31 protein-coding genes are annotated in these 26,965 nt (G+C 36.4%); 25 read left to right on the plus strand and 6 right to left on the minus strand.

Annotated elements, in window-relative coordinates:
- The coding region (locus BAQ44_RS04975) for an RNA-guided endonuclease TnpB family protein (protein WP_131801847.1) at positions 1–504 on the plus strand (504 nt) is incomplete at its 5' end.
- Between the two features lie 80 nt (positions 505–584).
- Here BAQ44_RS04975 and BAQ44_RS04980 read toward each other — a convergent pair.
- A complete protein-coding gene (locus BAQ44_RS04980) occupies positions 585–1,235 on the minus strand; it encodes a GTP pyrophosphokinase (RefSeq protein WP_001978618.1) in 651 nt (216 codons plus the stop codon).
- A 337-nt stretch (positions 1,236–1,572) separates the two neighbouring features.
- Between BAQ44_RS04980 and rpmG the strand changes: the two genes are divergently transcribed.
- On the plus strand, positions 1,573–1,722 hold the full coding sequence (rpmG, locus tag BAQ44_RS04985; RefSeq protein WP_001265617.1) for a 50S ribosomal protein L33: 150 nt from the start codon (positions 1,573–1,575) through the stop codon (positions 1,720–1,722).
- A gap of 69 nt (positions 1,723–1,791) precedes the next feature.
- Positions 1,792–3,285 (plus strand): YcdB/YcdC domain-containing protein, encoded by a 1,494-nt coding sequence (locus BAQ44_RS04990; RefSeq protein ID WP_071721106.1) that lies wholly within the window; start codon positions 1,792–1,794, stop codon positions 3,283–3,285.
- A gap of 54 nt (positions 3,286–3,339) precedes the next feature.
- Here BAQ44_RS04990 and BAQ44_RS04995 read toward each other — a convergent pair whose 3' ends face one another.
- On the minus strand, positions 3,340–3,570 hold the full coding sequence (locus BAQ44_RS04995) for a hypothetical protein (RefSeq protein WP_063260777.1): 231 nt from the start codon (positions 3,568–3,570) through the stop codon (positions 3,340–3,342).
- A gap of 258 nt (positions 3,571–3,828) precedes the next feature.
- Here BAQ44_RS04995 and sigK point away from each other — a divergent pair, with 258 nt between their 5' ends.
- Together sigK and BAQ44_RS05005 are read left to right on the plus strand one after the other, a co-directional pair.
- Positions 3,829–4,542, plus strand: a complete 714-nt coding sequence (sigK, locus tag BAQ44_RS05000) for an RNA polymerase sporulation sigma factor SigK (protein ID WP_000051382.1) — start codon at positions 3,829–3,831, stop codon at positions 4,540–4,542.
- 290 nt (positions 4,543–4,832) lie between these two features.
- Positions 4,833–5,621 carry a phosphatidylserine decarboxylase gene (locus BAQ44_RS05005; protein WP_063260778.1) on the plus strand — a complete coding sequence of 263 codons (789 nt, stop codon included), beginning with the start codon at positions 4,833–4,835 and terminating at the stop codon, positions 5,619–5,621.
- Positions 5,622–5,769: 148 nt separating this feature from the next.
- On the opposite strand, the gene sda is transcribed toward BAQ44_RS05005, so the two are convergent.
- Positions 5,770–5,925, minus strand: a complete 156-nt coding sequence (sda, locus tag BAQ44_RS05010; RefSeq protein ID WP_000853283.1) for a sporulation histidine kinase inhibitor Sda — start codon at positions 5,923–5,925, stop codon at positions 5,770–5,772.
- 247 nt (positions 5,926–6,172) lie between these two features.
- Here sda and BAQ44_RS05015 point away from each other — a divergent pair, with 247 nt between their 5' ends.
- The 8 genes from BAQ44_RS05015 (at position 6,173) to BAQ44_RS05050 (ending at position 11,309) form a co-directional block, all read left to right on the plus strand.
- On the plus strand, positions 6,173–6,685 hold the full coding sequence (locus BAQ44_RS05015; protein ID WP_000765309.1) for a YqeG family HAD IIIA-type phosphatase: 513 nt from the start codon (positions 6,173–6,175) through the stop codon (positions 6,683–6,685).
- A 3-nt stretch (positions 6,686–6,688) separates the two neighbouring features.
- Entirely contained in the window at positions 6,689–7,795 is a 1,107-nt protein-coding gene (gene yqeH / locus BAQ44_RS05020; protein WP_000140794.1) for a ribosome biogenesis GTPase YqeH, read from the plus strand.
- A gap of 15 nt (positions 7,796–7,810) precedes the next feature.
- Positions 7,811–8,644, plus strand: a complete 834-nt coding sequence (aroE, locus tag BAQ44_RS05025; protein WP_061677273.1) for a shikimate dehydrogenase — start codon at positions 7,811–7,813, stop codon at positions 8,642–8,644.
- A gap of 5 nt (positions 8,645–8,649) precedes the next feature.
- Positions 8,650–8,943 carry a ribosome assembly RNA-binding protein YhbY gene (gene yhbY / locus BAQ44_RS05030; protein WP_000955226.1) on the plus strand — a complete coding sequence of 98 codons (294 nt, stop codon included), beginning with the start codon at positions 8,650–8,652 and terminating at the stop codon, positions 8,941–8,943.
- 138 nt (positions 8,944–9,081) lie between these two features.
- Positions 9,082–9,651: a nicotinate-nucleotide adenylyltransferase gene (nadD, locus tag BAQ44_RS05035; RefSeq protein ID WP_001226041.1), complete on the plus strand. Its 570-nt coding sequence runs from the start codon at positions 9,082–9,084 to the stop codon at positions 9,649–9,651.
- Positions 9,641–10,210 (plus strand): bis(5'-nucleosyl)-tetraphosphatase (symmetrical) YqeK, encoded by a 570-nt coding sequence (yqeK, locus tag BAQ44_RS05040; protein WP_061677275.1) that lies wholly within the window; start codon positions 9,641–9,643, stop codon positions 10,208–10,210. Before nadD ends, yqeK begins: the two co-directional genes overlap by 11 nt.
- The gene (rsfS, locus tag BAQ44_RS05045) at positions 10,207–10,563 is read left to right on the plus strand and encodes a ribosome silencing factor (RefSeq protein WP_000653203.1); all 357 of its coding nucleotides are present in this window, start codon (positions 10,207–10,209) and stop codon (positions 10,561–10,563) included. Before yqeK ends, rsfS begins: the two co-directional genes overlap by 4 nt.
- Positions 10,560–11,309 carry a class I SAM-dependent DNA methyltransferase gene (locus BAQ44_RS05050; protein WP_000873065.1) on the plus strand — a complete coding sequence of 250 codons (750 nt, stop codon included), beginning with the start codon at positions 10,560–10,562 and terminating at the stop codon, positions 11,307–11,309. The genes rsfS and BAQ44_RS05050 overlap by 4 nt, the downstream gene beginning before the upstream one ends.
- 171 nt (positions 11,310–11,480) lie before the next feature.
- Here BAQ44_RS05050 and comER read toward each other — a convergent pair whose 3' ends face one another.
- On the minus strand, positions 11,481–12,308 hold the full coding sequence (gene comER, locus BAQ44_RS05055; RefSeq protein WP_071721109.1) for a late competence protein ComER: 828 nt from the start codon (positions 12,306–12,308) through the stop codon (positions 11,481–11,483).
- Between the two features lie 77 nt (positions 12,309–12,385).
- On the opposite strand from comER, the gene BAQ44_RS05060 reads away from it, so the two are divergent.
- The 3 genes from BAQ44_RS05060 to BAQ44_RS05070 all read left to right on the plus strand — a co-directional run bounded on the left by BAQ44_RS05060 (position 12,386) and on the right by BAQ44_RS05070 (position 15,942).
- The gene (locus BAQ44_RS05060; RefSeq protein WP_071721111.1) at positions 12,386–12,985 is read left to right on the plus strand and encodes a helix-hairpin-helix domain-containing protein; all 600 of its coding nucleotides are present in this window, start codon (positions 12,386–12,388) and stop codon (positions 12,983–12,985) included.
- A 63-nt stretch (positions 12,986–13,048) separates the two neighbouring features.
- Positions 13,049–13,606: a ComE operon protein 2 gene (locus tag BAQ44_RS05065; RefSeq protein ID WP_061677282.1), complete on the plus strand. Its 558-nt coding sequence runs from the start codon at positions 13,049–13,051 to the stop codon at positions 13,604–13,606.
- 14 nt (positions 13,607–13,620) lie between these two features.
- Positions 13,621–15,942: a DNA internalization-related competence protein ComEC/Rec2 gene (locus tag BAQ44_RS05070; protein ID WP_071721114.1), complete on the plus strand. Its 2,322-nt coding sequence runs from the start codon at positions 13,621–13,623 to the stop codon at positions 15,940–15,942.
- A gap of 28 nt (positions 15,943–15,970) precedes the next feature.
- Here BAQ44_RS05070 and BAQ44_RS05075 read toward each other — a convergent pair whose 3' ends face one another.
- Positions 15,971–16,105: a YqzM family protein gene (locus BAQ44_RS05075; protein ID WP_000997609.1), complete on the minus strand. Its 135-nt coding sequence runs from the start codon at positions 16,103–16,105 to the stop codon at positions 15,971–15,973.
- A gap of 347 nt (positions 16,106–16,452) precedes the next feature.
- Between BAQ44_RS05075 and holA the strand changes: the two genes are divergently transcribed.
- Positions 16,453–17,463: a DNA polymerase III subunit delta gene (gene holA / locus BAQ44_RS05080; RefSeq protein WP_063260783.1), complete on the plus strand. Its 1,011-nt coding sequence runs from the start codon at positions 16,453–16,455 to the stop codon at positions 17,461–17,463.
- A gap of 83 nt (positions 17,464–17,546) precedes the next feature.
- On the opposite strand, the gene rpsT is transcribed toward holA, so the two are convergent.
- Positions 17,547–17,804, minus strand: coding sequence for a 30S ribosomal protein S20 (gene rpsT, locus BAQ44_RS05085; protein ID WP_001274014.1), 258 nt, complete (start codon positions 17,802–17,804; stop codon positions 17,547–17,549).
- A gap of 181 nt (positions 17,805–17,985) precedes the next feature.
- Between rpsT and gpr the strand changes: the two genes are divergently transcribed.
- The 8 genes from gpr (at position 17,986) to dnaK (ending at position 26,893) form a co-directional block, all read left to right on the plus strand.
- Positions 17,986–19,089 (plus strand): GPR endopeptidase, encoded by a 1,104-nt coding sequence (gene gpr / locus BAQ44_RS05090; RefSeq protein ID WP_061677289.1) that lies wholly within the window; start codon positions 17,986–17,988, stop codon positions 19,087–19,089.
- Complete coding sequence (locus BAQ44_RS05095) at positions 19,089–19,451, plus strand: YqxA family protein (protein WP_063260784.1); 363 nt, start codon at positions 19,089–19,091, stop codon at positions 19,449–19,451. The genes gpr and BAQ44_RS05095 overlap by 1 nt, the downstream gene beginning before the upstream one ends.
- A gap of 210 nt (positions 19,452–19,661) precedes the next feature.
- A complete protein-coding gene (lepA, locus tag BAQ44_RS05100; RefSeq protein ID WP_063260785.1) occupies positions 19,662–21,485 on the plus strand; it encodes an elongation factor 4 in 1,824 nt (607 codons plus the stop codon).
- Between the two features lie 149 nt (positions 21,486–21,634).
- The gene (locus BAQ44_RS05105) at positions 21,635–22,009 is read left to right on the plus strand and encodes a winged helix-turn-helix transcriptional regulator (protein ID WP_001293536.1); all 375 of its coding nucleotides are present in this window, start codon (positions 21,635–21,637) and stop codon (positions 22,007–22,009) included.
- 51 nt (positions 22,010–22,060) lie between these two features.
- Entirely contained in the window at positions 22,061–23,200 is a 1,140-nt protein-coding gene (gene hemW / locus BAQ44_RS05110; RefSeq protein WP_063260786.1) for a radical SAM family heme chaperone HemW, read from the plus strand.
- A 133-nt stretch (positions 23,201–23,333) separates the two neighbouring features.
- A complete protein-coding gene (hrcA, locus tag BAQ44_RS05115; RefSeq protein ID WP_063260787.1) occupies positions 23,334–24,350 on the plus strand; it encodes a heat-inducible transcriptional repressor HrcA in 1,017 nt (338 codons plus the stop codon).
- Between the two features lie 114 nt (positions 24,351–24,464).
- A complete protein-coding gene (grpE, locus tag BAQ44_RS05120) occupies positions 24,465–25,031 on the plus strand; it encodes a nucleotide exchange factor GrpE (RefSeq protein ID WP_061677297.1) in 567 nt (188 codons plus the stop codon).
- Positions 25,032–25,057: 26 nt separating this feature from the next.
- Entirely contained in the window at positions 25,058–26,893 is a 1,836-nt protein-coding gene (gene dnaK / locus BAQ44_RS05125) for a chaperone protein DnaK (protein WP_063260788.1), read from the plus strand.
- Positions 26,894–26,965: the final 72 nt, after the last annotated feature.

Consider the following 26,965-nt stretch of genomic DNA (forward strand, 5'->3'; position numbering starts at 1 on the left):
TTGGAAGAGAAGTTGGCAAAAGCACAGCGTGTTCTTTCTAGAAGAATGAAAGGATCTTCTCGCTGGAACAAACAACGAGTAAGGGTAGCTAGAATTCATGAATATATAGCTAATGCTAGAAAAGATTACTTGGATAAAATCTCAACTGAAATCATCAAAAACCACGATGTTATCGGTATAGAAGATTTGCAAGTATCGAATATGTTAAAAAATCATAAGTTAGCAAAAGCGATTAGTGAAGTATCTTGGTCACAATTTAGAACGATGCTAGAATACAAGGCAAAATGGTATGGAAAGCAAGTCATTCCGGTATCCAAAACATTTGCTTCAAGCCAATTATGTTCTTGTTGTGGGTATCAAAATAAAGACGTTAAGAATCTAAATCTTCGTGAATGGGATTGTCCTGCGTGCAATAGTCATCACGACAGAGATATTAACGCAAGTATCAATCTTAAAAATGAAGCTTTAAGGCTTCTAACCGTAGGAACTACGGGGATAGCCTAATGAATTAGAAGCCACTAGGCTTCTGTACTTAGGAATCTCCCACTTCAAACAGTCCGTAAGGACGTTAAGTGGTGAGTAGTTCAAAGCGGTAACATAATTTGATTTGAGCATGCTTCGATATCATCAATATCTTGGCGGATTGTTGCCATTTTATTATCGAGGTCTTCAGCTTTCATTGCTGCGTCATGTAGTTCATCTTTTAAATACTCAGGTATTTTCCCTTCATATTTATAATAAAGTTTGTGTTCTAAACTTGCCCAGAAGTCCATTGCAAGTGTACGTAACTGAATTTCTGCAAAGACTTCTTTTGTACCAGAATTCAGTGATAAAGGATATTTAATAATCATGTGTAAACTTTTATAGCCGTTTCCCTTTGGATTAGCGATATAATCTTTTACCTCTATGATTTCCATGTCTTCACGCTTTTGAATGACTTCTTTTAAATGATAAATATCTTCTACGAAGCAACATGTAATACGAATGCCGATGATATCTTGTAAATGCGTCTGCGCATTTTCAATTGTCGGTAATAAATTTTTACGCTCAAGTTTTTTAATAATACTTTCAGGTTGTTTTAATCTTGTTTTTATATGTTCAAACGGGTTGTAATCCTCTAAAAATTGGGCTTCCCGGTTCATAATTTCAAATTTAGTTTTTAACTCTTCTAAAGCAAATGTATATGGTAGTACAAAAGCTTTCCAGTAGTTAACTGTTGATTGATTATATTCCATTTATATACACACCTTTTCCTATTTACAAGTGAGGTTGTTATTATACTAAATACCAAAGCATATAAGCGCAAGCGGCAAATGATGAGATCATAAAACGATATTTAGTTTTCATACTTTCAACTCCTTTCGAGTAAGATTCTATATGAATAAACGTGATTGTTAATAAGTTCACTATGTACAATTCCTATAGTAATAGATTCGTGTGAATTTCGTATGAACTAATTGTTTCAGATTTTTGTCTTTTTTTATAATTGACAAATGGAATAAAGTTATATAATGTATAAATCGTAATCATTACGTTTTAGTTTGCGATCTTTGAAAGAAAGGAGAATGACATATGCGTGTAAATATTACACTAGCTTGTACGGAGTGCGGTGATCGTAATTATATTTCTAAAAAAAATAAGCGAAATAATCCAGAGCGCATCGAATTAAAAAAATATTGCCCGCGATTAAAGCGAGTAACGTTACATCGTGAGACGAAGTAGAAGACTAGAGATAATCTCTAGTCTTTTTTATTTGTTATAATTACCTTAAATTGTAATAAGAGGAGAGGTATGATGAATCAAAAAGATAAAGAAAGAAAAGAGCAAGTGGCTTATATGATTGATATTCCAGATGATTATAGGCTTGTTGTAGATGATCAAGAAGGCGTGGATGACCCGTATCATCTATTATGGTGGGAGCATAAAGAGGATGAGGAGAGAACGATACAAATTACGTTGAATAGACATACTGGTAATTTAATTGAATTTAGTATAGATGATGAAAATTCTTTTTCGAGCGATATGAAAGCACTAGAGGAGAATAAAGCAAGAGAGATTGCAAATGCATTCTTAAAAAAATATTCAAAAGAAGGATATGAGTTTTATACATATGAAACGGTTAAGGACTGCAGGCGTGGTCGGAAAGAAGTAAATTATATGCAAGAAGTGAATGGCTACCCATTGCCGAATACAGGGTGTGTTGTGCAAGTTCATCCTTCAGGTAATGTTGTGCATTTCCGTTATAATGGACAAAAAGCTATCGAGAAAAAACCTTTATGGCCAAGTGAAATCGTTGAAGAGAACGTCGTTTTAGAAAACTTGAAAGCTAGACAAGATATGAGACTTGTATTTGTGGATTTAACACACTCTTCATGTGAGTATGGAAATGGAGAGGAAGTAAAAGGGTACCATCTTGTATATGAACCAGAACCTAGTCATGCGTTTATTAAAGCAAGTACAGGTAAAGATTTGTTTGGACCAGATCATTATAGAATAGCTTCTTCAGCACCAGTTGTTAAAGCGATAAAAAATAGTGAAAGAAAAGATGTGCTCGATTTATTAGATTGGGATAAAGAAAAATTTATAAAAGTAGATGAAAAAGAGGATAAGTATGAAATTCAGATGAAATTTGTACTGAAGGAAGAATTACAAAAAGAAAGAAAAGAGAAAGATGCATATTCAATGGAGGAATTCTATAAAAAGTATTCCCCGATATTGAAACATGATAACTTCGTTGTAATTACTTTAGATAAAGAAACAAATCAATTACTTTCCTGTCTAATGTGGACGGATGAGCAAGAAAGGAAAACACTCTTATCAAGAGACCAATGTTTAGACAAAGCACTTCAATTTTTGGAGCATATTATCCCGAATGTAACAAAGTATGTTCAGCTTTGGGATAATTATGAAGAGGAAGAGGGGATAGAGAGATTTTCCTTTTCAATATATGTAAATGACATTCATGTAGAGAGAAAATATATTATGATCAACATTAATACCGAGAATGGGGCTGTGATGCATTATTCAGGAGAATCTAGCAACTTTATAAAAGAATTACTTACATACGAAACAATACCAAAAGTAACAAAGGAAAAAGCGTTAGAAGTATACAGAGGGGCCATGCGAGTTCATTTGGAATGGTTTTTAGAGAATGATGTAGAGGAAACGAACTACGAATTACTGTATAAACAAACGACAGATGAAAATTGTAAAGAACCTTTCGAGTGTAGTCGAGAAATTCGTTATATTGATGCGCATACTGGAGAGGGAATTTGGAGTAAATAAGTCTTTAAATAGGGAAAAAGGTCTTCGAGGGAAGACCTTTTTTAGAAAGAACGATTATTTTTCATATGTATCAATTTTGTATAACCACTTCTGTACACTAGCAGGTGGTCCGTCTGTTCGCCACTTGGTTGTACACATTCCACAAGAACAGTGGACTTTTCCTTTTGCAAAAATACCGGCAATTTCAGGCGTATATCCCCAGGCATGTTTTACGATATTCATCTTTCGGCGCATTGTACGTTGACGTTGGTGTCTTGTATAAGCACGTGTTCTTTTAAATTTCATATTTGTAATCCCTCCTTGTAGTACAAGCAGCTTGCAAGAGCGTACAAGGAGTTCATCTCTTACAAGCTACTCAGGTACAAGAAGGTAATAAAATGTTTCATATTTTATCCTCCTATCTGTTGTTTAAGTATACGTAGCAAAGCTTTGTGAGACAAGAATTATGCTTAAAAAGATGTTGGAATGATATCGTACAGACACAAACAACCTCACGCCCACATACACATAATAAAGACCACTATTTTGGCGGAGGTGAAAGGTTTGAGTCTATTCGCCGCAATTGGATATATGGTTCGAGAAGTGTTTGTCTTTGTTTCTTATGTGAAGAATAATGCGTTCCCGCAGCCGTTATCGTCAGACGATGAGAGAAAGTACTTAGAGTTAATGGAGCAAGGTGATGCTCAAGCGAGAAATCTGTTAATTGAACATAATTTACGGCTTGTAGCTCATATCGTTAAAAAATTTGAAAACACAGGGGAAGATGCAGAAGATTTAATTTCAATTGGTACAATTGGGCTCATTAAAGCAATCGAGAGCTATTCGGCAGGAAAAGGCACAAAACTTGCGACGTATGCAGCACGCTGTATTGAAAATGAAATTTTGATGCATTTACGTGTACTGAAAAAAACGAAAAAAGACGTTTCACTTCATGATCCAATCGGGCAAGATAAAGAGGGGAATGAAATATCGCTTATTGATATATTAAAGTCAGAGTCTGAAGATGTAATTGATATGATCCAGCTTAGTATGGAGTTAGAAAAGATTAAAGAGTATATCGATATTTTAGACGAACGAGAGAAAGAAGTAATCGTGAAGCGTTTTGGACTGGGGCTTGATAAGGAGAAAACGCAACGAGAGATTGCAAAGGCACTTGGTATTTCCAGAAGCTACGTATCAAGAATTGAAAAGCGCGCTTTAATGAAAATGTTCCACGAATTTGTAAGAGCTGAGAAAGAGAAAAAAGCGAAAGAATAATGTACATTACAAGCAGCCTTATTTTAAAATGGGCTGCTTTTCTGTTTGGAAATTAGGGAAGAAAAAGAGTTGTGTTCAGAAGAAATCTATGTTCACTGTTGAAAATGACGGATTCTATCTGTAATATTAGAGGGTGCTAAACAATTTAAGAATAATACCATACTTAGTTTTCCGCATGTATAATATGGCAGTTCTATATGATATGTGGGAATAAGAACCAATTTTACATATGATATAGAAGGAAAAGAAGGGGAAGCTAAAGTTATAGGCTGATTAGGAGGTTTCGCAATTTGCGACGTACATTATATCGACTTATGATCGAACTTACAAATGGTCGTTTTACTTCTTATATATTACGTAAATTTGCACAATCTCGTTTGAGCTCTATCATTATTCCATCGTATGCGAAAGTTTTTCAAATTAATCAAGATGAGATGGAAAAGGGTTTGAAGGAATATAGAACATTGCATGAACTATTTACGCGTAAGCTAAAAGAAGGAAAGCGTAGTATTGATACAGATGCATCGAGTATCGTTAGTCCTGTTGATGGTGTTTTTGCTGATCACGGTCCTATTGAGGACACAAAAACATTTGATATTAAAGGAAAGCGTTATTCAATCGTGGATATGCTAGGTAATGAAGAACGTGCACAGCGATATGCAGGTGGTACATACATGGTTATTTATTTAAGCCCAAGTCATTATCATCGTATTCATAGTCCGCTTTCGGGATCCGTGACTGAAAGATTTGTACTCGGTAGAAAATCATATCCGGTAAATGCAGCTGGTATGGAATACGGGAAAGAGCCATTGTCAAAAAATTATCGCTCTGTTACAGAAGTAAATAGTGACGGTGAACATATGGCACTTGTAAAAGTAGGAGCTATGTTTGTTAATAGTATTGAGCTGCTGCATGAAAGAGACACTGTTCAAAAAGGTGAAGAAATGGCATACTTTACATTTGGTTCAACAGTTGTGTTATTGTTTGAAAAAGATATGATAGAAGTAGTGCAGAATTTGAAGAGTGGACAAGAGCTTCGTCTTGGTGAAAAAATTGCTACTCGATTGGCTCATAAGTAAAGAAAACATTTTATAACTGTAAGTAAGAGTTATGGACAAAGATGCTTAATGATGAAATTCCCTAGATGGGAGTACTTGTTTATTCGAGAGCCATCGCAGGATGGCTCTTTTTACAAGTTAGCTAGTTAAAATTTCACTTTATATGTAATCAAGACGATTTGACAAGCTTGTCCTCTAATGAGCGTCTAATCATTTCTTGTTTTATAAGTAAAATGAAGTCGGGATTTAATTTTAGTTCTTTTGCTTTATAATAAGACTCAGTGAGTAACTCAGTAGATAACTGTTCCATATATTTTGTTTTCAAGGTGAGTCACCTCCTAATAATTTAAGGATTGATTCGTTGTTGCATTTAATGTACCAAAAAAATATGACAGTCACAAACGAGTGGTTATCCACATACCTAGGTGGATAAAATGTGTATAGATTGTTAGTAAATTCCAAATTGACTGAAAAATTAATGTGGAAAATGTGTACAATTTTATCCACAGGTCATATATCGAAATATGTTGTCGAAAAATTTTTATGAAAACTCCTCAAAGAGGTGAAAGAAATTGAAGCTATTTTTACCAAACGAATATGTGAAAAATGTATATCATGTTCAACCAGAAGATTTGAAAAAACGTGGAATTAAAGGTGTTATTACTGATTTAGATAACACGTTAATTGAATGGGATCGTCCAAATGCAACGCCACAACTTGAAGAATGGTTTTTGAAAATGAAAGAGCAAGGCATTCAAGTAACGGTCGTTTCAAATAATAATGAGCAACGTGTGAAAGACTTTGCTGATCCATTAGGTATTCCGTTTATTCATAGTGCGCGCAAACCATTTGTTCGTGCATTTAAGCGTGCGATACAAGAGATGCAACTGCAACCAGATGAAGTTGTAGTAATTGGAGATCAGTTACTAACGGATGTTTTAGGTGGAAACCGAGTGGGACTTCATACGATTTTAGTTGTACCGGTAGCACAAACGGACGGATTAGTAACGCGCTTTAATCGGAAAATTGAACGAAGAATTATGAGAAATATGAAGAAAAAAGGTTTAATTAACTGGGAGGAATAAAGTTTGACTGAAACAATTAAATGTATTGGTTGCGGTGTAGAAATTCAAACAGAAGATAAAAATGAAGTAGGATATGCTCCTGCCTCATCTTTAGAGAAAGAACAAGTAATTTGTCAACGCTGTTTTCGCTTGAAGCATTACAACGAAATTCAAGATGTATCATTAACAGATGATGACTTCCTACGTATTCTAAACGGAATTGGAAAATCAGATGCATTAGTAGTTAAGATTGTAGATATTTTTGATTTTAATGGTAGCTGGTTACCTGGCTTACATCGTTTCGTCGGAAATAATAAAGTATTACTTGTTGGAAATAAAGCTGATTTAATACCTAAGTCAGTAAAACATGATAAAGTAAAGCATTGGATGCGCTATAGTGCAAAGCAGCTAGGATTAAAACCAGAAGATGTCTTTTTAATTAGTGCAGCAAAGGGACAAGGGATTGCTGAGCTGGCAGATGCTATTGAGTATTACCGCGGCGGAAAAGATGTTTACGTTGTTGGATGTACGAATGTAGGAAAATCAACATTTATTAATCGCATGATTAAAGAATTTAGTGATGAGACTGAAAATGTAATTACAACATCTCATTTCCCAGGAACAACACTTGATTTAATTGATATTCCGTTAGACGAAGAATCTTCTTTATATGATACGCCGGGTATTATTAACCACCATCAAATGGCTCATTATGTTGGAAAAGAAAGCTTAAAGCTTATTACACCAACAAAAGAAATTAAGCCAATGGTGTTCCAATTAAATGAAGAACAAACATTATTCTTCAGTGGATTGGCACGTTTTGATTATGTAAGTGGTGGTCGTCGTGCATTTACTTGTCACTTCTCGAATCGCTTAACAATCCATCGTACAAAGCTCGAGAAAGCAGATGAATTGTATAAAAATCATGCTGGGGATTTACTAAGCCCGCCAACACCAGAAGAATTAGAAAATATGCCAGAGTTAGTGAAATACGAATTTAATATTCGTGAACCAAAAACGGATGTTGTATTCTCTGGATTAGGATGGGTTACTGTGAACGAACCGGGGGCAAAAATTGTTGCACACGTACCAAAAGGAGTAAGTGTTTCATTGCGTAAATCTTTAATTTAATATGGAGAGGGATTTATGAAACAATTATATGGTGTAATCGGAAATCCAATTGGACATTCATTATCACCCGTTATGCATAACGATGCATTTGAACACTTGAATATGGATGCCCATTATCATGCATTTCTTGTTAAAGAGGAAGTGCTAGGGGAAGCAGTAAGAGGTTTAAAAGCATTAGGTATTTCAGGATTTAATGTAACAACTCCGCACAAAGTTGCTATTATGGATTATTTGGATGAGATTGACCCCCTAGCAAAACAAATTGGTGCAGTAAATACAGTGGTTCATAAGGATGGAAAATTGATTGGCTACAATACAGATGGAATTGGTTTTGTCCGAGCATTGCAGTCAATTAGTAGTGAACCACTTCAAGAGAAACGTATTTTATTGCTTGGCGCAGGTGGTGCTAGTCGAGCTATTTATTTTTCGCTTGCTGATGTAGGTGTGAAAGAGATTGATGTAGCTAATCGTACAGTAGATAAGGCGAAAGAACTTATTGCTGCGTGTACGGCTACTGTTCATTCTGTTGCTTTATCGCTAGAAAAAGCAACAGAAGAACAAGGGAATTATGATATTATCATTCAGACGACAACGATAGGTATGCATCCACGCGTCGAACATACGCCATTACAAATTTCTTCGTTAAAAAAAGGGACGATTGTATCAGATATCATTTATAATCCATTTGAAACGAAAATTTTATGTGAGGCAAAAGAGCAAGGTGCAGTGGTTCAAAATGGTATTGATATGTTTGTTTATCAAGGAGCGCTTGCATTTGAAATGTGGACAGGGCGTGTACCGAATATAGATAGAATGAAACAATTAGTTATAAGAAAGCTTGGAGGCTAACATATATGTTAACAGGAAAACAAAAAAGATTTTTACGTGCACAAGCACATCATTTAACACCAATTTTTCAAGTAGGAAAAGGCGGAGTAAATGAAAATATGATTAAACAAATCGCAGATACTTTAGAAGTTCGTGAATTATTTAAAGTAAGTGTGCTACAAAACTGTGAATTCGATCGTCGTGAAGTTGCAGAAGAACTTGCACAAGGCGCACGTGCTGAAATCGTTCAAGTAATTGGAAGTACAATCGTTTTATACAAAGAATCTAGAGAAAATAAACAAATTAAACTTCCACGATAAAAAGACTAGCATACGCTATTTTTATCGTTAGTGCGTAATGATGTAGAGAGCGAAACCAATTGAACTTTTATTAACAGTGAACTCTCTTCGGATAGGAATGAAGAGAGTTGCTGTACGTAAAAGGAAGGGGCGTTTCTTTTGAGAAAAATTGGCATCATTGGCGGTACGTTTGATCCGCCACATTATGGTCATTTGCTAATTGCGAATGAAGTATATCATGCTTTGAATTTAGAAGAAGTATGGTTCTTACCGAACCAAATTCCACCGCATAAACAAGGGCGGAATATTACAAGTGTAGAAAATCGCTTGCAAATGTTAGAGCTTGCGACTGAGGCGGAAGAACATTTTTCTATTTGTTTAGAAGAGCTAAGCAGGAAGGGCCCATCTTATACGTATGACACTATGTTACAATTGACGAAGAAGTATCCGGATGTGCAGTTTCACTTTATTATTGGTGGAGATATGGTTGAGTATTTACCGAAGTGGTATAACATTGAAGCGTTACTCGATCTTGTGACGTTTGTTGGGGTTGCAAGACCTGGTTATACATTGCGTACACCTTATCCTATCACTACTGTGGAAATTCCGGAGTTTGCAGTTTCTTCATCTTTATTGCGTGAGAGATATAAAGAGAAGAGAACATGTAAATATTTACTTCCTGAAAAAGTACAGGTGTATATCGAGAGGAATGGGTTGTATGAATCGTGAGAAAGCACTTCATATTGTCAAACAACAAATGCATGAAAAACGTTATATACACACAATTGGTGTAATGGAGACAGCAATTGAACTTGCTAAGTTATACGGTGTGGATGAAAAAAAGGCTGAAGTTGCAGCTATATTCCATGATTATGCGAAGTGTAGAGCGATTTCTGAGATGGAAGAGATTATTAAAAGTGAAGATTTGCCGAAAGATTTACTTTGTTATAACAAAGAGTTATGGCATGCACCTGTTGGGGCATACTTAGTAGAAAAAGAAGTAGGCATTACGGATCCCGAAATCCTGCAAGCTATTACATATCATACAAGTGGTCATGAGAACATGACGATGTTAGATAAAGTAATTTATGTAGCTGATTACATTGAGCCTGGGCGAAAGTTTCCAGGTGTGGAGGAAGCTCGTAAACTCGCATATATGGATATAAATCAAGCTTTATTATTTGCGTTAAAGCGAACAATTCAATTTTTAATGGAAAAAAATCAAACGATTTATCCATTAACATTCCAAACATACAACGCAGTTATCAAGGAGGAAATTAGTAAATGAAAGATAAAGATTTATTAGTATTAGCAGCAAAAGCGGCTGATGATAAGAGAGCAGAAGATATGGTTGTCCTAAATATGCAAGGTATTTCACCAATTGCAGATTATTTTATTATTTGTCACGGTAACTCAGATAAGCAAGTGCAAGCAATTGCGCGTGAAATTAAATCAAAAGCACATGAGTTCCAAATCGACGTACAACGTATGGAAGGTTTCGACGAAGCGCGTTGGGTATTAGTTGATCTTGGAGATGTAGTTGCTCATGTATTCCATAAAGATGAGCGTAATCACTATAATTTAGAGCGTCTTTGGGGCGATGTGCCGCGTGAAGATATTACAGACGAGCTAGACCAATGAAATACGAACAATTTGCATTGTTGTACGACGAACTAATGAATGATGTTCCTTATGATAAATGGGTGGAATTCACAGAGGAAAGTTTACAGCAAGCGGATATGAAAGAGGCGAAGATTCTTGATGTAGCATGCGGTACTGGTAATGTAACACTTCCGCTTGTACAAAAGGGTTACGATTTAATCGGTGTCGATCTTTCAGAAGAAATGTTAACGGTCGCTCAGCAAAAACTAGGCGGAGAAGGACATTTTATTCCTTTTTACCAACAAGACATGCGAGAGCTGGATGTTCCGGGTGAGTTCGACTGTGTAACGATCTTTTGTGATTCATTAAATTATGTATTGCAAGAAGATGGAGTACAAGAAACATTTCGAAGAGTGTTTCACCATTTACGTCAAGATGGTTTGTTTTTATTTGATGTGCATTCTTTATATAAAATACATCATGTATTTCAAAATGAAACATACACAGTGAATGGAGAAGAAATATCTCTTATTTGGAATTGCTTCCCTGGTGAAGAATCAAATAGTGTAGAACATGACTTAACATTCTTTGTTCAAGACCCAGAAGAAGATGTGTACCATCGTTTTGACGAATGTCACGTGCAACGTGCATATCCGGTTGAAGAGTTAACGAAATGGCTTGAAGAAGCTGGTTTTACAGTGCTTCGCGTGACCGGTGACTTCGAGCGACTTGAAGTTACAGAACAAACAGAGCGTATTTTCTTCATGGCGAAGAAAAACGGATAAAACAAAAGCAACCGAGGAGGTTGCTTTTGTTTTGTAAAGAAGATGTAATTTTCGTTCTAGCATAATAAGAAGATGATATACGTGAAGTATGAAAATGCTAGTTTAAGTAAAGATGTAATGTAAAAAAGTAAATATTTATAAAAAGGATTTGGAATGACGATGACGTATTTATTATGTGTGTTTATTGAATTGCTGATCAACGCATTTTAAATCTTCATCAAATTTCTCGTGTGTTCGCTCAATTAATTTATGAAACATATCCCCAACATGTTCTTCTAAAACACGAATGCCTTCTCCTGTAACGCCGCCTTTAACACATACTTTGTCTTGTAAAGTAGGCAGTGTGAAAATCCCTTTTTCAAGTAGTTTCCCCATTCCAACGACCATTTCACTTACTAAAGTAGTGGCTTCTTCATGTGTAATATTTGTTTTATCTACAGCAGCGTTAATGAAAGATTGTAATAAATAACTAAAGAATGCAGGGCCGCAGCTTGCTATATCAGATGAAACGCGCGTTATATCTTCTTTTATTACAAGGGGAGTAGAAATGTTTTTGAATAGGCGAAATAGTTTCTGTTGCCACTCTTCAGAGCATTTACTTCCGAATGTAAATAGTGATGCGCCAGACAGGGCACGGTTTGTAATACTCGGAATGATACGGGCAACGTGGCAAGGTACAAGTGTCTCTAATTGTGATGGAGATATTGGACTTGTGATAGAAACTAAGCACTTTTCATCAGAAAAATGTTCAGCGTATTTTTGTAAGATCGGGTATATATCTATCGGTTTTACACAAATAAAAATAAGATGTGATCGTTCAATTACCTCATCAATAGTTTTGGCTATATGAACAGAAGGGTATTTTTCCTTTATATGATATGCTTTGGCGGGCGTTCGATTAATGATTGTAAGGCACGAAGGTTTGACAACACGGGTTTCTAAAAATGCATCGATTAGTATATTCCCCATGTTTCCTGTCCCTATAATTCCTATGTTCAATGTTTCATCCCTCCTTCGTAACAGCTTTCTCCTAAACAATATGAATGATGTTATAAATTTATGATTAGAGGTGAAAAATGATGTGGGATTTTCCAAAGAAATGGTTGGGATTAGTAGCTATTATTGGAACTGTACTTTTTCTTCTTTTTTGGAAAACAAACCAGTACACAGAGCGAGCGGTCATTGCAACGGATGTGCAAGCGAAAGAGATAGAGAAAAAAAGTAAACCGAAAATATCGGCTGCAAAAGAGCAGAAAAAAATAATTGTAATTGATATGAAAGGGGCTGTTGTTAAAGAGGGGGTCTATGAAATGAAAGAAGGGGATCGGGTCAAGGATGCCATTGAAAAGGCAGGCGGTTTTTTGCCCGAGGCAGATAGGATGAAGGTAAATTTAGCGCAAATGGTACAAGATCAAATGATCCTTTATATACCGAATAAAAACGAACAAGTGCAAGAAGCAGCTGCTGCCTCAAAGGGAGAGGGGAAAGTTCAAATAAATGCAGCTTCTAAAGAGCAACTTGAAAAAATTACAGGCATTGGTTCTCGGAAAGCAGAAAGTATTTTGAAATATCGAGAGGAACGTGGTCCGTTTCAGAAAATAGAAGATTTGTTAGAGATTGATGGGATTGGTGTGAAGTCATTGGAAAAAATAAAAGATCAAATTATTATTCCGTAAAAGATTGACGAAGTTTTTCTTCATTCGCTACACTACAAGTAGACAAAAAAGTAGGTGAAAAAGATGGAACGAATTTCATGGGATCAATATTTTATGACGCAAAGCCATTTGCTATCTTTACGTAGTACATGTACAAGGCTTGCAGTAGGAGCGACAATCGTTCGTGATAAACGAATTATTGCTGGTGGATATAATGGTTCAATTAAAGGTGGCGTGCATTGCATAGATGACGGGTGCTACGTTATTGATAATCATTGCGTTCGTACCATTCACGCAGAAATGAATGCTTTATTACAATGTGCAAAGTTTGGTGTGAAAACGGAGGAAGCGGAAATTTATGTTACGCATTTCCCTTGTTTGCAATGTTGTAAGGCGATTATTCAAAGTGGTATTACGGCAGTTTATTATGCGCAGGATTATAAAAATCATCCATATGCAGTAGAGTTATTTGAAAAAGCGAATGTAAAGGTAAAACACGTTCCGCTAGAATATGATATTGCAGCATTAGAGGATCAAAAGCGTCATATCGAGTTAAAAGAACTATTTGCATCTTTAGAAAAAGAAAACTTATCGATGGAAGAATTACAGCATGTATTCACGAAAGCAAAAATGATGCTATAGGGAGTGAGTATAAGTTGCATGGACAATGGGGCTATATTGCAATCTCATTTATCACAGGGATTGCAATTGCCTTTTCCACTTCAGTTTTATTACTGACTGGTTGTCTCGTTTTGTATGTTTTCTTTTGTTTATATCGTACTTCGCGTAAAACCTTCCTTTATTGTATGATAGCGTGTTTTAGCGGCGCTATGTACACTACGTATGTTCAAGGGCAAAACAAGCCTCTAGGAGAGTCCTACGAAGTTACAAGAGGGGTGATAAACAATACACCTATTATTAACGGGGATCGCCTATCATTTCAAGTTGAAGATCAGAATAAAAATATCGTGCAGTTAAGTTACAAAATTAAATCAGCCTCGGAAAAGAAACAACTGAGACAATTACATGCAGGGGTATCATGTGTATTCGAAGGGGAGAGGAAAGAACCACCAATAGCTCGGAATTTTCATGGTTTTAATTATCGTGATTATTTGTATAAACAAAATATTCATTTCATATTGGAGGTTACATATATTTCTGAATGCCATAAAACATCGTTGTCACTCGTACAATGGATTCTTCTTTTGAGACAACAAGCGATCTCGGGAGTTACAGAAATGTTTCCAGCGCAATCAGGTGCGTTTATGAATGCATTAGTATTTGGTGATAGACAACAAATGACATTTGAAGTTGAAGAGCAATATCAGCAATTTGGTCTTGTACATTTGCTGGCGATTTCAGGATCACATATCGTATTGTTAATGGTGATTGTGTATTTTATTTTGTTAAGAAGTGGTGTGACGAGAGAGGTAGCGACAGTATGTCTTATCTTTTGTATTCCTCTATATATGATTTTAGCAGGAGCATCACCGTCTGTTATAAGAGCTTCTATAACAGGAGTTTTCATGTTGATTGCTTTCATATGTTCTATTCGTTTATCTAGCTTAGATGCTTTAAGTATCACGGCTATATGCATGCTTATATTTGATCCGTATCTTGTTTTTAATATTGGCTTTCAGTTTTCTTTCGTTGGTAGTTTTGCTTTGCTTTTATCAGCCCCGCTTTTACTAGAAAGTAGTAATGGAGTGATCCGAAATTCCATTTATATTTCTCTTATTTCACAACTCGTTAGTACTCCGATTTTGTTATATCACTTCGGTTATTTTTCCCCATATAGTATTTTTCTTAATATCCTATACGTTCCGTTTTTATCTCTCATTGTATTGCCGTGTAGTATTATTATTTTGGTATGCATACCGATCGTCCCATTTCTTGCGAAAGGACTTGCGAATGTACTATCAATAGGTTTGAATCTTTCTAATGATTTTCTAATTTATTGTGAAAATTTACCGTTTATTCGCTTTGTTTTCGGGCAAACACCGTTACTTCTTGTAGCTCTATATTGCGCAAGTATTGTTAGTGTATTGATGGTCTGGGAAAGGCGAGTGTCGAAGAAAATTACGTTCATAGCTTCGGGTATATTTCTTTTTGTTTGTACATGTCAGTATGTATATCCGTATTTTCGAGAAAGTGGGAGTGTGACATTTCTTGATGTTGGACAGGGAGACGCAATATTAATTCGCCTCCCGTATGACAAAGAGATTTATCTTATTGATACTGGTGGAACAATTCGTGTAAATAAGGAAGAATGGCAACGGAAAAAGCATGAATTTTCTGTTGGAAATGATATTTTAATCCCTTATTTACAAAAGGAAGGTATTAAAACAATCGATAAATTAATCGTAACGCATGGAGATGCGGATCATATAGGTGCTGCGCAAGAGTTATTATCAAATATAACTGTAAAAGAAGTTGTATTTGGGCGAAAAGAACAAGAGGCGGTATTAGAAAAAGTGTTAAAGAAACAGGCGTTAGAAAAGGGAGCGAAAATAAGTGAAATGGGGGAAGGAGAGAGTTGGAGTGTAAATGAAGCGGAATTTTTTGTGTTAGCTCTAACAGAAAAAGCAAGAAGTGAAAATAACGCTTCAATTGTAATATGGGCAAAATTAGGAGGGTTAACGTGGCTGTTTACAGGTGATTTAGAAGAAGAAGGAGAGCGGTTTTTAGTAGCTACGTATCCAGATTTACGGGCCGATGTTTTAAAGGTTGCTCATCATGGGAGTAACACGTCATCTATAGCGCCGTTTTTGAGCGCTGTAAAGCCTGATGTAGCGATTATTTCTGTCGGTGAGCGTAATAGGTATGGGCATCCTCATAAGGAAGTTATAGAGCGTTTTGAGAAGATGGGGATTGAAATATGGCGTACGGATAAGCAAGGCGCTATTTCCTATGTTTTTAAAGGGGAACACGGAACCTTTCGTAGCAAAATCACATATGATGAAACACATAATAGATAAAAAGAAGACTGCCAGTAAGCAGCAGTCTTTAAGAACCGATAAATTTAATAACAGTTGCAATGATGAAAAGTGTTGCGAAAAAACCAAATGAGACGATAAATCCTACCCCTGAATCAATAGCGTCATTGCGTTTACTTTGAACGTTTTGTTCAAAATCATTCATTTAGAATCCCTCCCCAACATTCCACTTTAGTATAAAATATTGTCAGAAAAAAATCTACAATTTCCAGTGTGAAGAGAAATTGAGCGTTCTTACTACTTTTAGATCATGAAGGAACGTGAATTTTTTGTTTCCAAGCATGTTAACAGTTGGCACTTATACTCGAATTTTTATTGTGAATAATAAAGGGAAGGTGATTACCGCACACCAATAAGAAACCCGGGACTTATTGCGTGGCGTTTAATATAAATAAAGGGACGGGTTATACAGCCTGTTCCTTTGTACTTGTAAAACGAAAGCTAGGGCATTAGTATAAATATATATTGCCAAGTTAGGGAGTAGGAAAAAGTATGAGTGATGTACATAAAAAGATTAAAAAAAAGCAGTTTGCTCCGTTGTATTTAGTGTATGGAACGGAAGCGTTTTTTATAAATGAAACGATAAAGCTTATTACAACAGAAGCGCTTGAAGAGGAAGATCGCGAGTTTAATGTTGTGACATACGATTTAGAAGAAGCATATTTAGAAGATGTGGTTGAGGATGCACGTACACTTCCTTTTTTCGGAGAACGTAAAGTGCTATTAATAAAATCACCACTATTTTTAACTTCACAAAAAGAAAAGTTAGAGCAAAATATAAAAATTTTGGAAGAATATATTGGGGAGCCGTCTCCATTTTCTATTCTTGTTTTTGTTGCGCCTTATGAAAAACTTGATGAACGAAAAAAAATTACAAAATTATTAAAGAAAACAGCGGACGTAGTAGAAGCGAATGCGATGCAAGTGCAGGATGTTCAGAAGTGGATTGTGGCTCGTGCAGATGAAGTGCACGTGCATATTGATAATGCAGCTGTTAGTTTGTTGTTAGAGCTTGTGGGAAGTAATGTAACGATGTTGGCGAAGGAAATGGACAAGTTAACATTATACGTCGGTATGGGCGGAGAGATTAGCCCGAAACTTGTTGCGGAACTTGTGCCAAAATCAGTTGAGCAAAATGTGTTTGCTTTGACAGAAAAAGTGGTAAAAAAAGATATCGCGGGTGCGATGCAAATATTGGATGGATTATTTACGCAGCAAGAGGAACCCATTAAACTGCTTGCATTATTAGTAAGTCAATTCCGCTTGCTGCATCAAGTGAAAGAGTTACAGCAGCGTGGTTATGCACAAAATCAAATTGCGTCTCATATTGGTGTGCATCCATATCGTGTAAAATTAGCGATGAATCAAACGAAGTTTTTCTCTTTTGAAGAATTAAAAAAAGTGATTATAGAATTAGCGGAAGCTGATTATAGTATGAAAACTGGAAAAATGGATAAGAAACTTGTGCTTGAGTTTTTCTTAATGCGGTTAAATCATATGTAATGAAACAAAAAAGTTCACGTGCTTAGCGCGTGAACTTTTTTGTATATAAAAAAACGATCCAAATGGATCGTTTTTTAAACGCCTTACGCGTTTACTTGTTTCGCTAAGCGAGATTTTTGACGAGCTGCAGCGTTTTGGTGGATAAGACCTTTACGAGCTGCTTTGTCAAGTTTTTTAGAAGCAGTTTTGAAAGCTTCTTTAGCATTTTCAAGATCGTTATTAGTAACTAAAGCTTCTACAGTTTTAACAGCAGAACGCATGTCAGACTTGATAGAAGCGTTATGTGAACGACGCTCTTCGCTAAGTTTAGCGCGTTTGATAGCAGATTTGATGTTTGCCATACTTTTCACCTCCCTGGTGCAATCGAATGACTCGATTCTTAACATAGAACAAGTGATATTCTATCAAACGGTGAAGAGAATTGCAATAGTATATCAATGAAATTTCACGTAAAGGAAAGAATGACCTTATATAACTTTGGGAAATCTAACGATATTTACTATGAATTACGGAGGAGATACGATGAAAGAACCATTAGATTTAAGTAAATATAGTGTTAGAACTGACCTTGCTGTAGAGGCACATCAAATGTTGCAAGAGCGCCAAGAAGAGCAAAATGGGATACAAGGAGTTATTGTAAAAGAGAGGGAAGAAGAAGGTATTACCATTACGAAAGTAACGATTGATGAAGTTGCCTCTGAATCAATGGGTAAAAAACCTGGAAATTATTTAACACTTGAAGTACAAGGTATACGTCAACAAGATACAGAGCTGCAACAAAAAGTAGAGCGCATTTTTGCAAAAGAATTTTCTTATTTCTTAGAAGATGTTGGTGTTACGAAAGAAGCGAGTTGTTTAATTGTTGGTCTGGGGAATTGGAATGTAACGCCAGATGCGCTTGGACCGATAGTTGTAGAAAATGTATTGGTAACGAGACACTTGTTTCAATTGCAGCCTGAAAGTGTAGAAGAGGGGTTTAGACCTGTTAGCGCAATTCGGCCGGGGGTAATGGGAATTACAGGGATTGAAACGAGCGATGTTATTTATGGAATCATTGAGAAGACAAAGCCAGACTTTGTCATTGCAATTGATGCATTAGCTGCTCGTTCTATTGAACGAGTAAATAGCACGATACAAATTTCTGATACGGGAATTCATCCTGGATCGGGTGTTGGGAATAAGCGTAAGGAACTTAGTAAAGAAACATTGGGTATTCCTGTTATTGCGATTGGTGTCCCGACTGTGGTAGATGCCGTTTCGATTACAAGCGATACAATTGATTTTATTTTGAAACATTTTGGACGGGAGATGAAGGAAGGAAACAAACCTTCCCGATCTTTGTTACCAGCTGGCTTTACATTTGGAGAAAAGAAAAAGTTAACAGAAGAAGATATGCCGGATGAAAAGAGTCGGAATATGTTTTTAGGTGCTGTAGGTACACTGGAAGATGAAGAGAAGAGAAAATTAATTTATGAAGTGTTATCTCCTCTTGGTCATAATTTAATGGTGACTCCGAAAGAAGTGGATGCTTTCATAGAGGATATGGCAAATGTAATAGCGAGTGGTTTAAATGCAGCCTTGCATCATCAAATTGACCAAGATAATACAGGAGCATATACGCATTGATGGGAAGAGACGATAATCATGTAAGCCGCTTTTCGCTTTTATGTATATGTAGTGCGGCCATATGTTTACTCATGATAATAGCAGGGGTGGCACTTGCTAATCATGGTTTGAAAAGTATGAAAGGTTATCAGCAAATGTCGTATGAACAAATCGCTCATATGACAGGAACAGAGGGTGCGGGTGCAGAATCAGAAATTTTGGAAAGTTCGTTTTCCGTTACTGAAAAACAAAAACAATTAGAAAGCTTAAAGAGTTTTAATGTTGTAGAAGGAATTGGTATGGCAATAGCAAGTGCTACTTATGAAGTAACAAAGTTTGGAACGGATATAGTTATTGGGAAAGTGAAAGAGATTTTTAGTTAAGGGTAGCAAGAAGAACGGTTGTCTTACCATTTTGTACGACAGCCGTTTTTTAATTTGAAAAAGGTTTGTCTCTTATGGTTTGTTCGCATAAGATATAGATAGAATGATTTGTATTGTAAGCAGCACGAGTTTTCATTGAATCTTTGCTGCTCTATTGATATAATCAGTGCTAGTGTATATTGGCGAGACTATTAGGAGTTGAGAACATAGATGAACAAAGAAGAAAGAGCAAAAAGACAGTCCAAAATTCGTAATTTCTCTATCATTGCTCATATTGACCACGGAAAATCAACGTTAGCAGACCGTATTTTAGAGAAAACAAACGCGTTAACACAACGTGAAATGAAAGCTCAATTGCTTGACTCTATGGATTTAGAGCGTGAGCGTGGTATTACAATTAAATTAAACGCAGTACAGTTAACGTATAAAGCAAAAGACGGTGAAGAATATATTCTTCACTTAATTGATACACCAGGACACGTCGACTTTACGTACGAAGTATCTCGTAGTTTAGCGGCTTGTGAAGGTGCAATTCTTGTAGTGGATGCAGCGCAAGGTATTGAGGCGCAAACGTTAGCGAACGTATACTTAGCGCTTGATAACAATTTAGAAATTTTACCGGTTATTAATAAAATCGACTTACCAAGTGCAGATCCAGAACGTGTGCGTCAAGAGGTAGAAGATGTAATCGGTTTAGATGCATCAGAAGCGGTACTTGCTTCAGCGAAAGCTGGTATTGGTATTGAAGATATTTTAGAACAAATCGTTGAAAAAGTACCAGCACCAACAGGTGATTCAGAAGAGCCGTTACAATGTATGATCTTTGACTCTTTATATGATCCGTACCGCGGTGTAATTGCTTATATCCGTGTTGTAAATGGAACGGTAAAAGTTGGCGATAAAGTACGTATGATGGCAACTGGTAAAGAATTTGAAGTAACAGAAGTAGGTGTATTTACACCGAAGACTACGCAACGTGATGAGTTAACTGTAGGTGATGTAGGTTTCTTAGCGGCATCGATTAAAAATGTTGGTGACACACGCGTTGGTGATACGATTACACATGCGAAACGTCCAGCTGCAGAGCCGTTAGCAGGTTATCGTAAATTAAATCCAATGGTATTCTGTGGTTTATATCCAATCGATTCTGCACGTTACAACGACTTACGTGATGCGTTAGAAAAATTAGAGTTAAACGATTCTGCACTTGAGTTTGAACCAGAAACATCTCAAGCACTAGGATTTGGTTTCCGTTGTGGATTCTTAGGACTTCTTCACATGGAAATCATTCAAGAGCGTATTGAACGTGAATTTAAAATTGACTTAATTACAACAGCGCCAAGCGTTATTTATAAAGTGTATTTAACAAACGGTGAAGATGTAATTGTTGATAATCCATCTAATATGCCAGATCCACAGTCTATCGATCGCGTAGAAGAGCCGTTTGTGAAGGCTTCAATTATGGTGCCGAATGACTATGTTGGAGCTGTAATGGAAATTTGCCAAGGTAAACGTGGAACGTTTATTGATATGCAATATTTAGATGAAACACGTGTTACATTAACGTATGAAATCCCATTATCAGAAATCGTATATGATTTCTTCGATCAATTGAAATCAAATACAAAAGGGTATGCATCATTTGATTACGAGTTAATTGGTTATAAACCATCTAAACTTGTGAAAATGGATATTCTTTTAAATAATGAACAAGTGGATGCTTTATCATTTATCGTACACCGTGATTCAGCGTATGACCGTGGTAAAGTAATCGTAGAGAAATTAAAAGAATTAATTCCGAGACAACAGTTCGAAGTGCCAATTCAGGCGACTATCGGAAACAAAGTTGTAGCACGTTCTACAATTAAGGCGATGCGTAAAAACGTACTTGCAAAATGTTACGGTGGTGACATTTCTCGTAAGCGTAAACTTCTTGATAAGCAAAAAGAAGGTAAAAAACGTATGAAGTCTGTTGGTTCTGTAGAAGTACCGCAAGAAGCATTCATGGCTGTACTGAAAATGGATGACAATTAATAATTGATTGTTATTTCATGCGAATTGATATAAAAAAGAAGTCGTCTATACGGCTTCTTTTTTATATCATTACTTTTTAGACAACGTAGCTTCTCTCATTTACAATAGTGAGAGAGCTTTTTAGTTCATATAGAGTTAGGAGTTTGTTAATGTCCGAAAATATTCGAAAAGATATTCACGAGAAAATACAAAATGGTAATTTTAATTGTGAAAAGGAATTGACGCTTTCTATTATTAGTGGGAAGTGGAAAGTTGTGATACTGTGGCATCTTGGTGTGGAAGGGCCTCATCGTTTTAGTGAATTACAACGATTATTCCCAAGCATCTCTCATAAAGTTTTGTCAAATCAATTAAAAGAGTTAATGGAAGATGGGATTGTTGACAGAACAGTATACCCAGAAATTCCTCCGCGAGTGGAGTATTATATGACGGAATTGGGCATGTCGCTTTTACCAATCGTTGAAATGATGTATGATTGGGGAAAAATGCGAATGGAGCAAATTCGTAATACGTTAGAGAAGTAAAGAAGCCTCCCGAGCGCGGAGGCTTTCTTTTTAGAAAGGTAGGAGTTATATTTGGTGCAAGCTGCATATATTCATATTCCGTTTTGTCAGCATATTTGTCACTATTGTGATTTTAATAAAGTATTTATTGAACGCCAACCGGTCGATCAATATTTAGAGTATTTAGAGAAGGAAATAATAAATACAGTTCAAAAGGTACCATTTGATAGTATGAAAACGATTTTTGTTGGTGGAGGAACTCCGACAGCGTTAAATATGGAGCAGACAAAAAAGTTACTCGATATTATAAACCGTCGCTTACGTCCATTTGCTCCGAATTGTGAATTAACATTTGAAGCGAATCCAGGTGATTTACCGAAAGAGAAGTTACATGTATTGCTAGAAGGTGGAGTGAACCGCATTAGTTTTGGTGTGCAAACATTTCGAGATGAATTGCTTGAGAAAATTGGGCGCAAGCATACGAGGGAAGATGCGTTTGTAGCAATTAGAGAAGCGCAGGAAGTAGGCTTCAAAAATATAAATGTGGATATTATTTATGCTCTGCCAGGGCAGACGATAGAAGATGTGAAAGAAACGTTAGATATTGCTTTTACGCTCGGTGTACAACATTTCTCGGCCTACTCATTAATTGTGGAACCGAAAACTGTGTTTTATAACTTAATGAATAAAGGGAAACTAAGACTTCCAGGTGAAGACCATGAAGCAAAAATGTACGAAATGGTAATGGATGAAATGGAGAAACATGGCTATACTCAGTATGAAATTAGCAATTTCTCAAAAGGTGATAATGAAAGTAGACATAATCTCACATACTGGAATAATGAAGAGTATTATGGGTTTGGAGCTGGAGCGCATAGTTATGTAAATGGAGAACGTATCCAAAATGTAGGGCCGCTCAAGCAATATTTCAATAAAATTGATGAAACTGGATTTCCGTATTTAGATGTTCACGCGGTGACGGAGAAAGAAAGAATGGAAGAAGAGTTGTTCTTAGGGCTTCGAAAAACAAAAGGTGTATCTAAAATAGGGTTTCAAAAGAAATTTAATATGGAAATGGATAAAGTTTTCGCGAAGCAGTTACAAAGCAACGAAGAACAAGGGTTGCTTGAAGAGAGCAATGGATATGTTCGTTTAACGCGAAAAGGAAAATTATTAGGGAATGAAGTATTCCAATCATTTTTGATTGACTAATTAAATGTTCCATTAACGTGAAAAAGTTTCATTATTTCGTGACGTTTCCGTTGACAATTGAATGTCAATTTTGGTAAGTTATTAATAGATTTAGCACTCGAAGACAAAGAGTGCTAACAGAGGTGATGATGAGATGCTTACGGAACGTCAGCTCTTAATTTTACAAACAATTATTGATGACTTTATTGGATCAGCGCAACCTGTTGGATCGAGGACGTTGGCTAAGAAAGATGAAATTACGTTTAGTTCAGCTACTATTCGAAATGAAATGGCTGATTTAGAGGAACTAGGATTTATTGAAAAAACGCATAGTTCTTCAGGACGTGTTCCTTCTGAAAAAGGATATCGTTTTTATGTAGACCATCTTTTAGCGCCGCAAAACTTACCGACCGATGAAATTGTACAAATTAAAGATTTATTTGCTGAAAGAATTTTTGAAGCGGAAAAGATTGCACAGCAATCGGCTCAAATTTTATCAGAGCTTACGAATTATACGGCCATTGTTCTTGGACCGAAGTTAAGCACAAATAAACTTAAAAACGTACAAATTGTACCGCTTGATCGTCAAACTGCAGTCGCTATTATTGTAACGGATACAGGGCATGTACAAAGCAAAACGATTACCGTTCCGGAATCTGTTGATTTATCAGATTTAGAAAAAATGGTTAATATTTTAAATGAAAAGCTGTCGGGCGTACCAATGTCGGAACTCCATAACAAAATCTTTAAAGAGATTGTTACAGTTTTACGTGGGTATGTTCATAATTACGATAGTGCAATAAAAATGTTAGATGGTACATTTCAAGTTCCTTTATCGGAAAAGATATACTTTGGAGGCAAAGCAAATATGCTTTCGCAACCAGAGTTCCATGACATTCACAAAGTAAGATCCTTACTGACGATGATTGATAATGAAGCCGAGTTTTATGACATCTTGCGTCATAAACAAGTAGGTATTCAAGTGAAAATAGGTAGGGAAAACTCTGCGACAGCCATGGAAGATTGTAGTTTAATTTCTGCAACATATTCGATTGGAGAAGAGCAACTTGGAACAATTGCTATTTTAGGTCCGACAAGAATGCAATACTCTCGGGTAATTAGTTTGTTACAGTTATTTACGAGACAATTTACTGATGGACTTAAAAAGTAAATGAGAGTAATACATTCGCTCAAGTAATGAAATTTTCATTGCTGTGTGTAATATATAATGCTTAGGTAATTGTGCTTAGCATAATACCTAATACCTTTTAAGGAGGTGAATATTGTGGAAGAGCGTAACGAACAAGTGGTAGAAGAAGTAAAAGAAGCGCAAGTTGAAGAAGCTGTCACGACAGAAAACAGTGAAAAAACTGTAGAAGAAAAAAGTGAGGCTGCTCTTTTACAAGAAAAAGTAGATGAGTTACAAGCGAAACTAACGGAAACGGAAGGTCGCACATTACGTCTACAAGCTGATTTTGAAAATTATAAGCGTCGTGTCCAAATGGATAAACAGGCTGCTGAAAAATATAGAGCACAAAGTCTAGTTTCAGACATTTTGCCAGCTCTTGATAATTTTGAAAGAGCGATGCAAGTGGAAGCAACTGATGAGCAAACGAAATCCTTGTTACAAGGTATGGAAATGGTGCATCGTCAATTGTTAGAAGCGTTGACTAAAGAAGGCGTTGAAGTGGTTGAATCTGTTGGTAAACAGTTCGATCCTAATGAACACCAAGCTATTATGCAAGTGGAAGATAGTGAATTTGAATCAAACGCGGTAGTTGAAGAATTCCAAAAAGGTTATAAACTAAAAGACCGTGTGATTCGCCCATCAATGGTAAAAGTAAATCAATAATTTACATAAAAGTAGGAGGATTCGCCATGAGTAAAATTATCGGTATTGACTTAGGTACAACAAACTCTTGTGTAGCTGTTATGGAAGGTGGAGAACCAAAGGTTATCCCAAATCCAGAAGGAAACCGTACAACACCATCTGTTGTAGCTTTCAAAAATGAAGAGCGTCAAGTTGGGGAAGTTGCAAAGCGTCAAGCAATTACAAACCCAAATACAATCATGTCTGTTAAACGTCATATGGGTACAGACTACAAAGTAGAAGTTGAAGGTAAAGATTATACACCTCAAGAAATTTCTGCAATCATTTTACAAAACCTAAAAGCTTCTGCTGAAGCATACTTAGGTGAAACAGTTACGAAAGCTGTTATTACAGTACCTGCATACTTCAACGATGCAGAACGTCAAGCAACAAAAGATGCTGGTCGTATCGCTGGTTTAGAAGTTGAGCGTATCATTAACGAACCAACAGCAGCAGCACTTGCTTACGGTTTAGAAAAACAAGATGAAGAGCAAAAAATCTTAGTATATGACTTAGGTGGCGGTACATTTGACGTATCTATCCTTGAGTTAGCAGACGGAACATTTGAAGTTATTTCAACTGCTGGTGACAACCGTCTTGGTGGAGATGACTTTGACCAAGTTGTTATTGACCACTTAGTAGCTGAGTTCAAAAAAGAAAATAACATTGATTTAAGCCAAGATAAAATGGCGCTTCAACGTTTGAAAGATGCAGCTGAAAAGGCGAAAAAAGATCTTTCTGGCGTAACACAAACACAAATTTCATTACCATTCATTAGTGCTGGAGCTGCTGGTCCATTACACTTAGAATTAACGTTAACAAGAGCGAAATTCGAAGAGCTTTCAGCAGGTCTTGTTGAAAGAACGTTAGAGCCAACTCGTCGTGCATTAAAAGACGCTGGTTTTGCTCCAAGTGAATTAGATAAAGTTATCCTTGTTGGTGGATCTACTCGTATCCCAGCTGTACAAGAAGCTATTAAACGTGAAACTGGTAAAGAACCATATAAAGGTGTAAACCCTGATGAAGTTGTAGCATTAGGTGCTGCAGTTCAAGGTGGCGTACTTACTGGTGATGTAGAAGGCGTACTATTATTAGACGTAACTCCACTTTCTTTAGGTATTGAAACTATGGGTGGTGTGTTCACGAAATTAATCGAGCGTAACACTACAATTCCAACAAGTAAGTCACAAGTATTCTCAACAGCTGCTGATAACCAACCGGCAGTAGACATTCACGTATTACAAGGTGAGCGTCCAATGTCAGCTGACAACAAAACATTAGGTCGTTTCCAATTAACAGACCTTCCGCCAGCACCACGTGGTATTCCACAAATCGAAGTAACATTCGATATTGATGCGAACGGTATTGTTAACGTACGTGCAAAAGACTTAGGAACAAGTAAAGAGCAAGCTATTACAATCCAATCTTCTTCAGGTCTTTCTGATGAAGAAGTAGATCGTATGGTACAAGAAGCAGAAGCAAATGCTGACGCTGACCAAAAACGTAAGGAAGAAGTTGAACTTCGTAACGAAGCGGACCAACTTGTATTCCAAACGGATAAAGTTGTAAAAGATTTAGAAGGTAAAGTGGATGCAGCTGAAGTTGCAAAAGCAACAGAAGCGAAAGAAGCACTACAAGCTGCGATCGAGAAGAACGAGCTTGAGGACATCCGTGCGAAAAAAGACGCTTTACAAGAAATCGTACAACAATTAAGTGTTAAATTATACGAACAAGCTCAAGCAGCTGCAGGGCAAGCAGAAGGTGCACAAGGAGCACAAGATGCTGGGGCGAAGAAAGACAATGTAGTAGACGCTGAGTTTGAAGAAGTAAAAGAAGATAAGTAATATAAATAAGTAAGATGACAAAAAGTCAAAGTCAAGCGTGCCTTGGCTTTGGCTTTTTTCATGAATGAGAAG

Source organism: Bacillus mobilis, from assembly GCF_001884045.1.
Lineage (GTDB): Bacteria > Bacillota > Bacilli > Bacillales > Bacillaceae_G > Bacillus_A > Bacillus_A mobilis.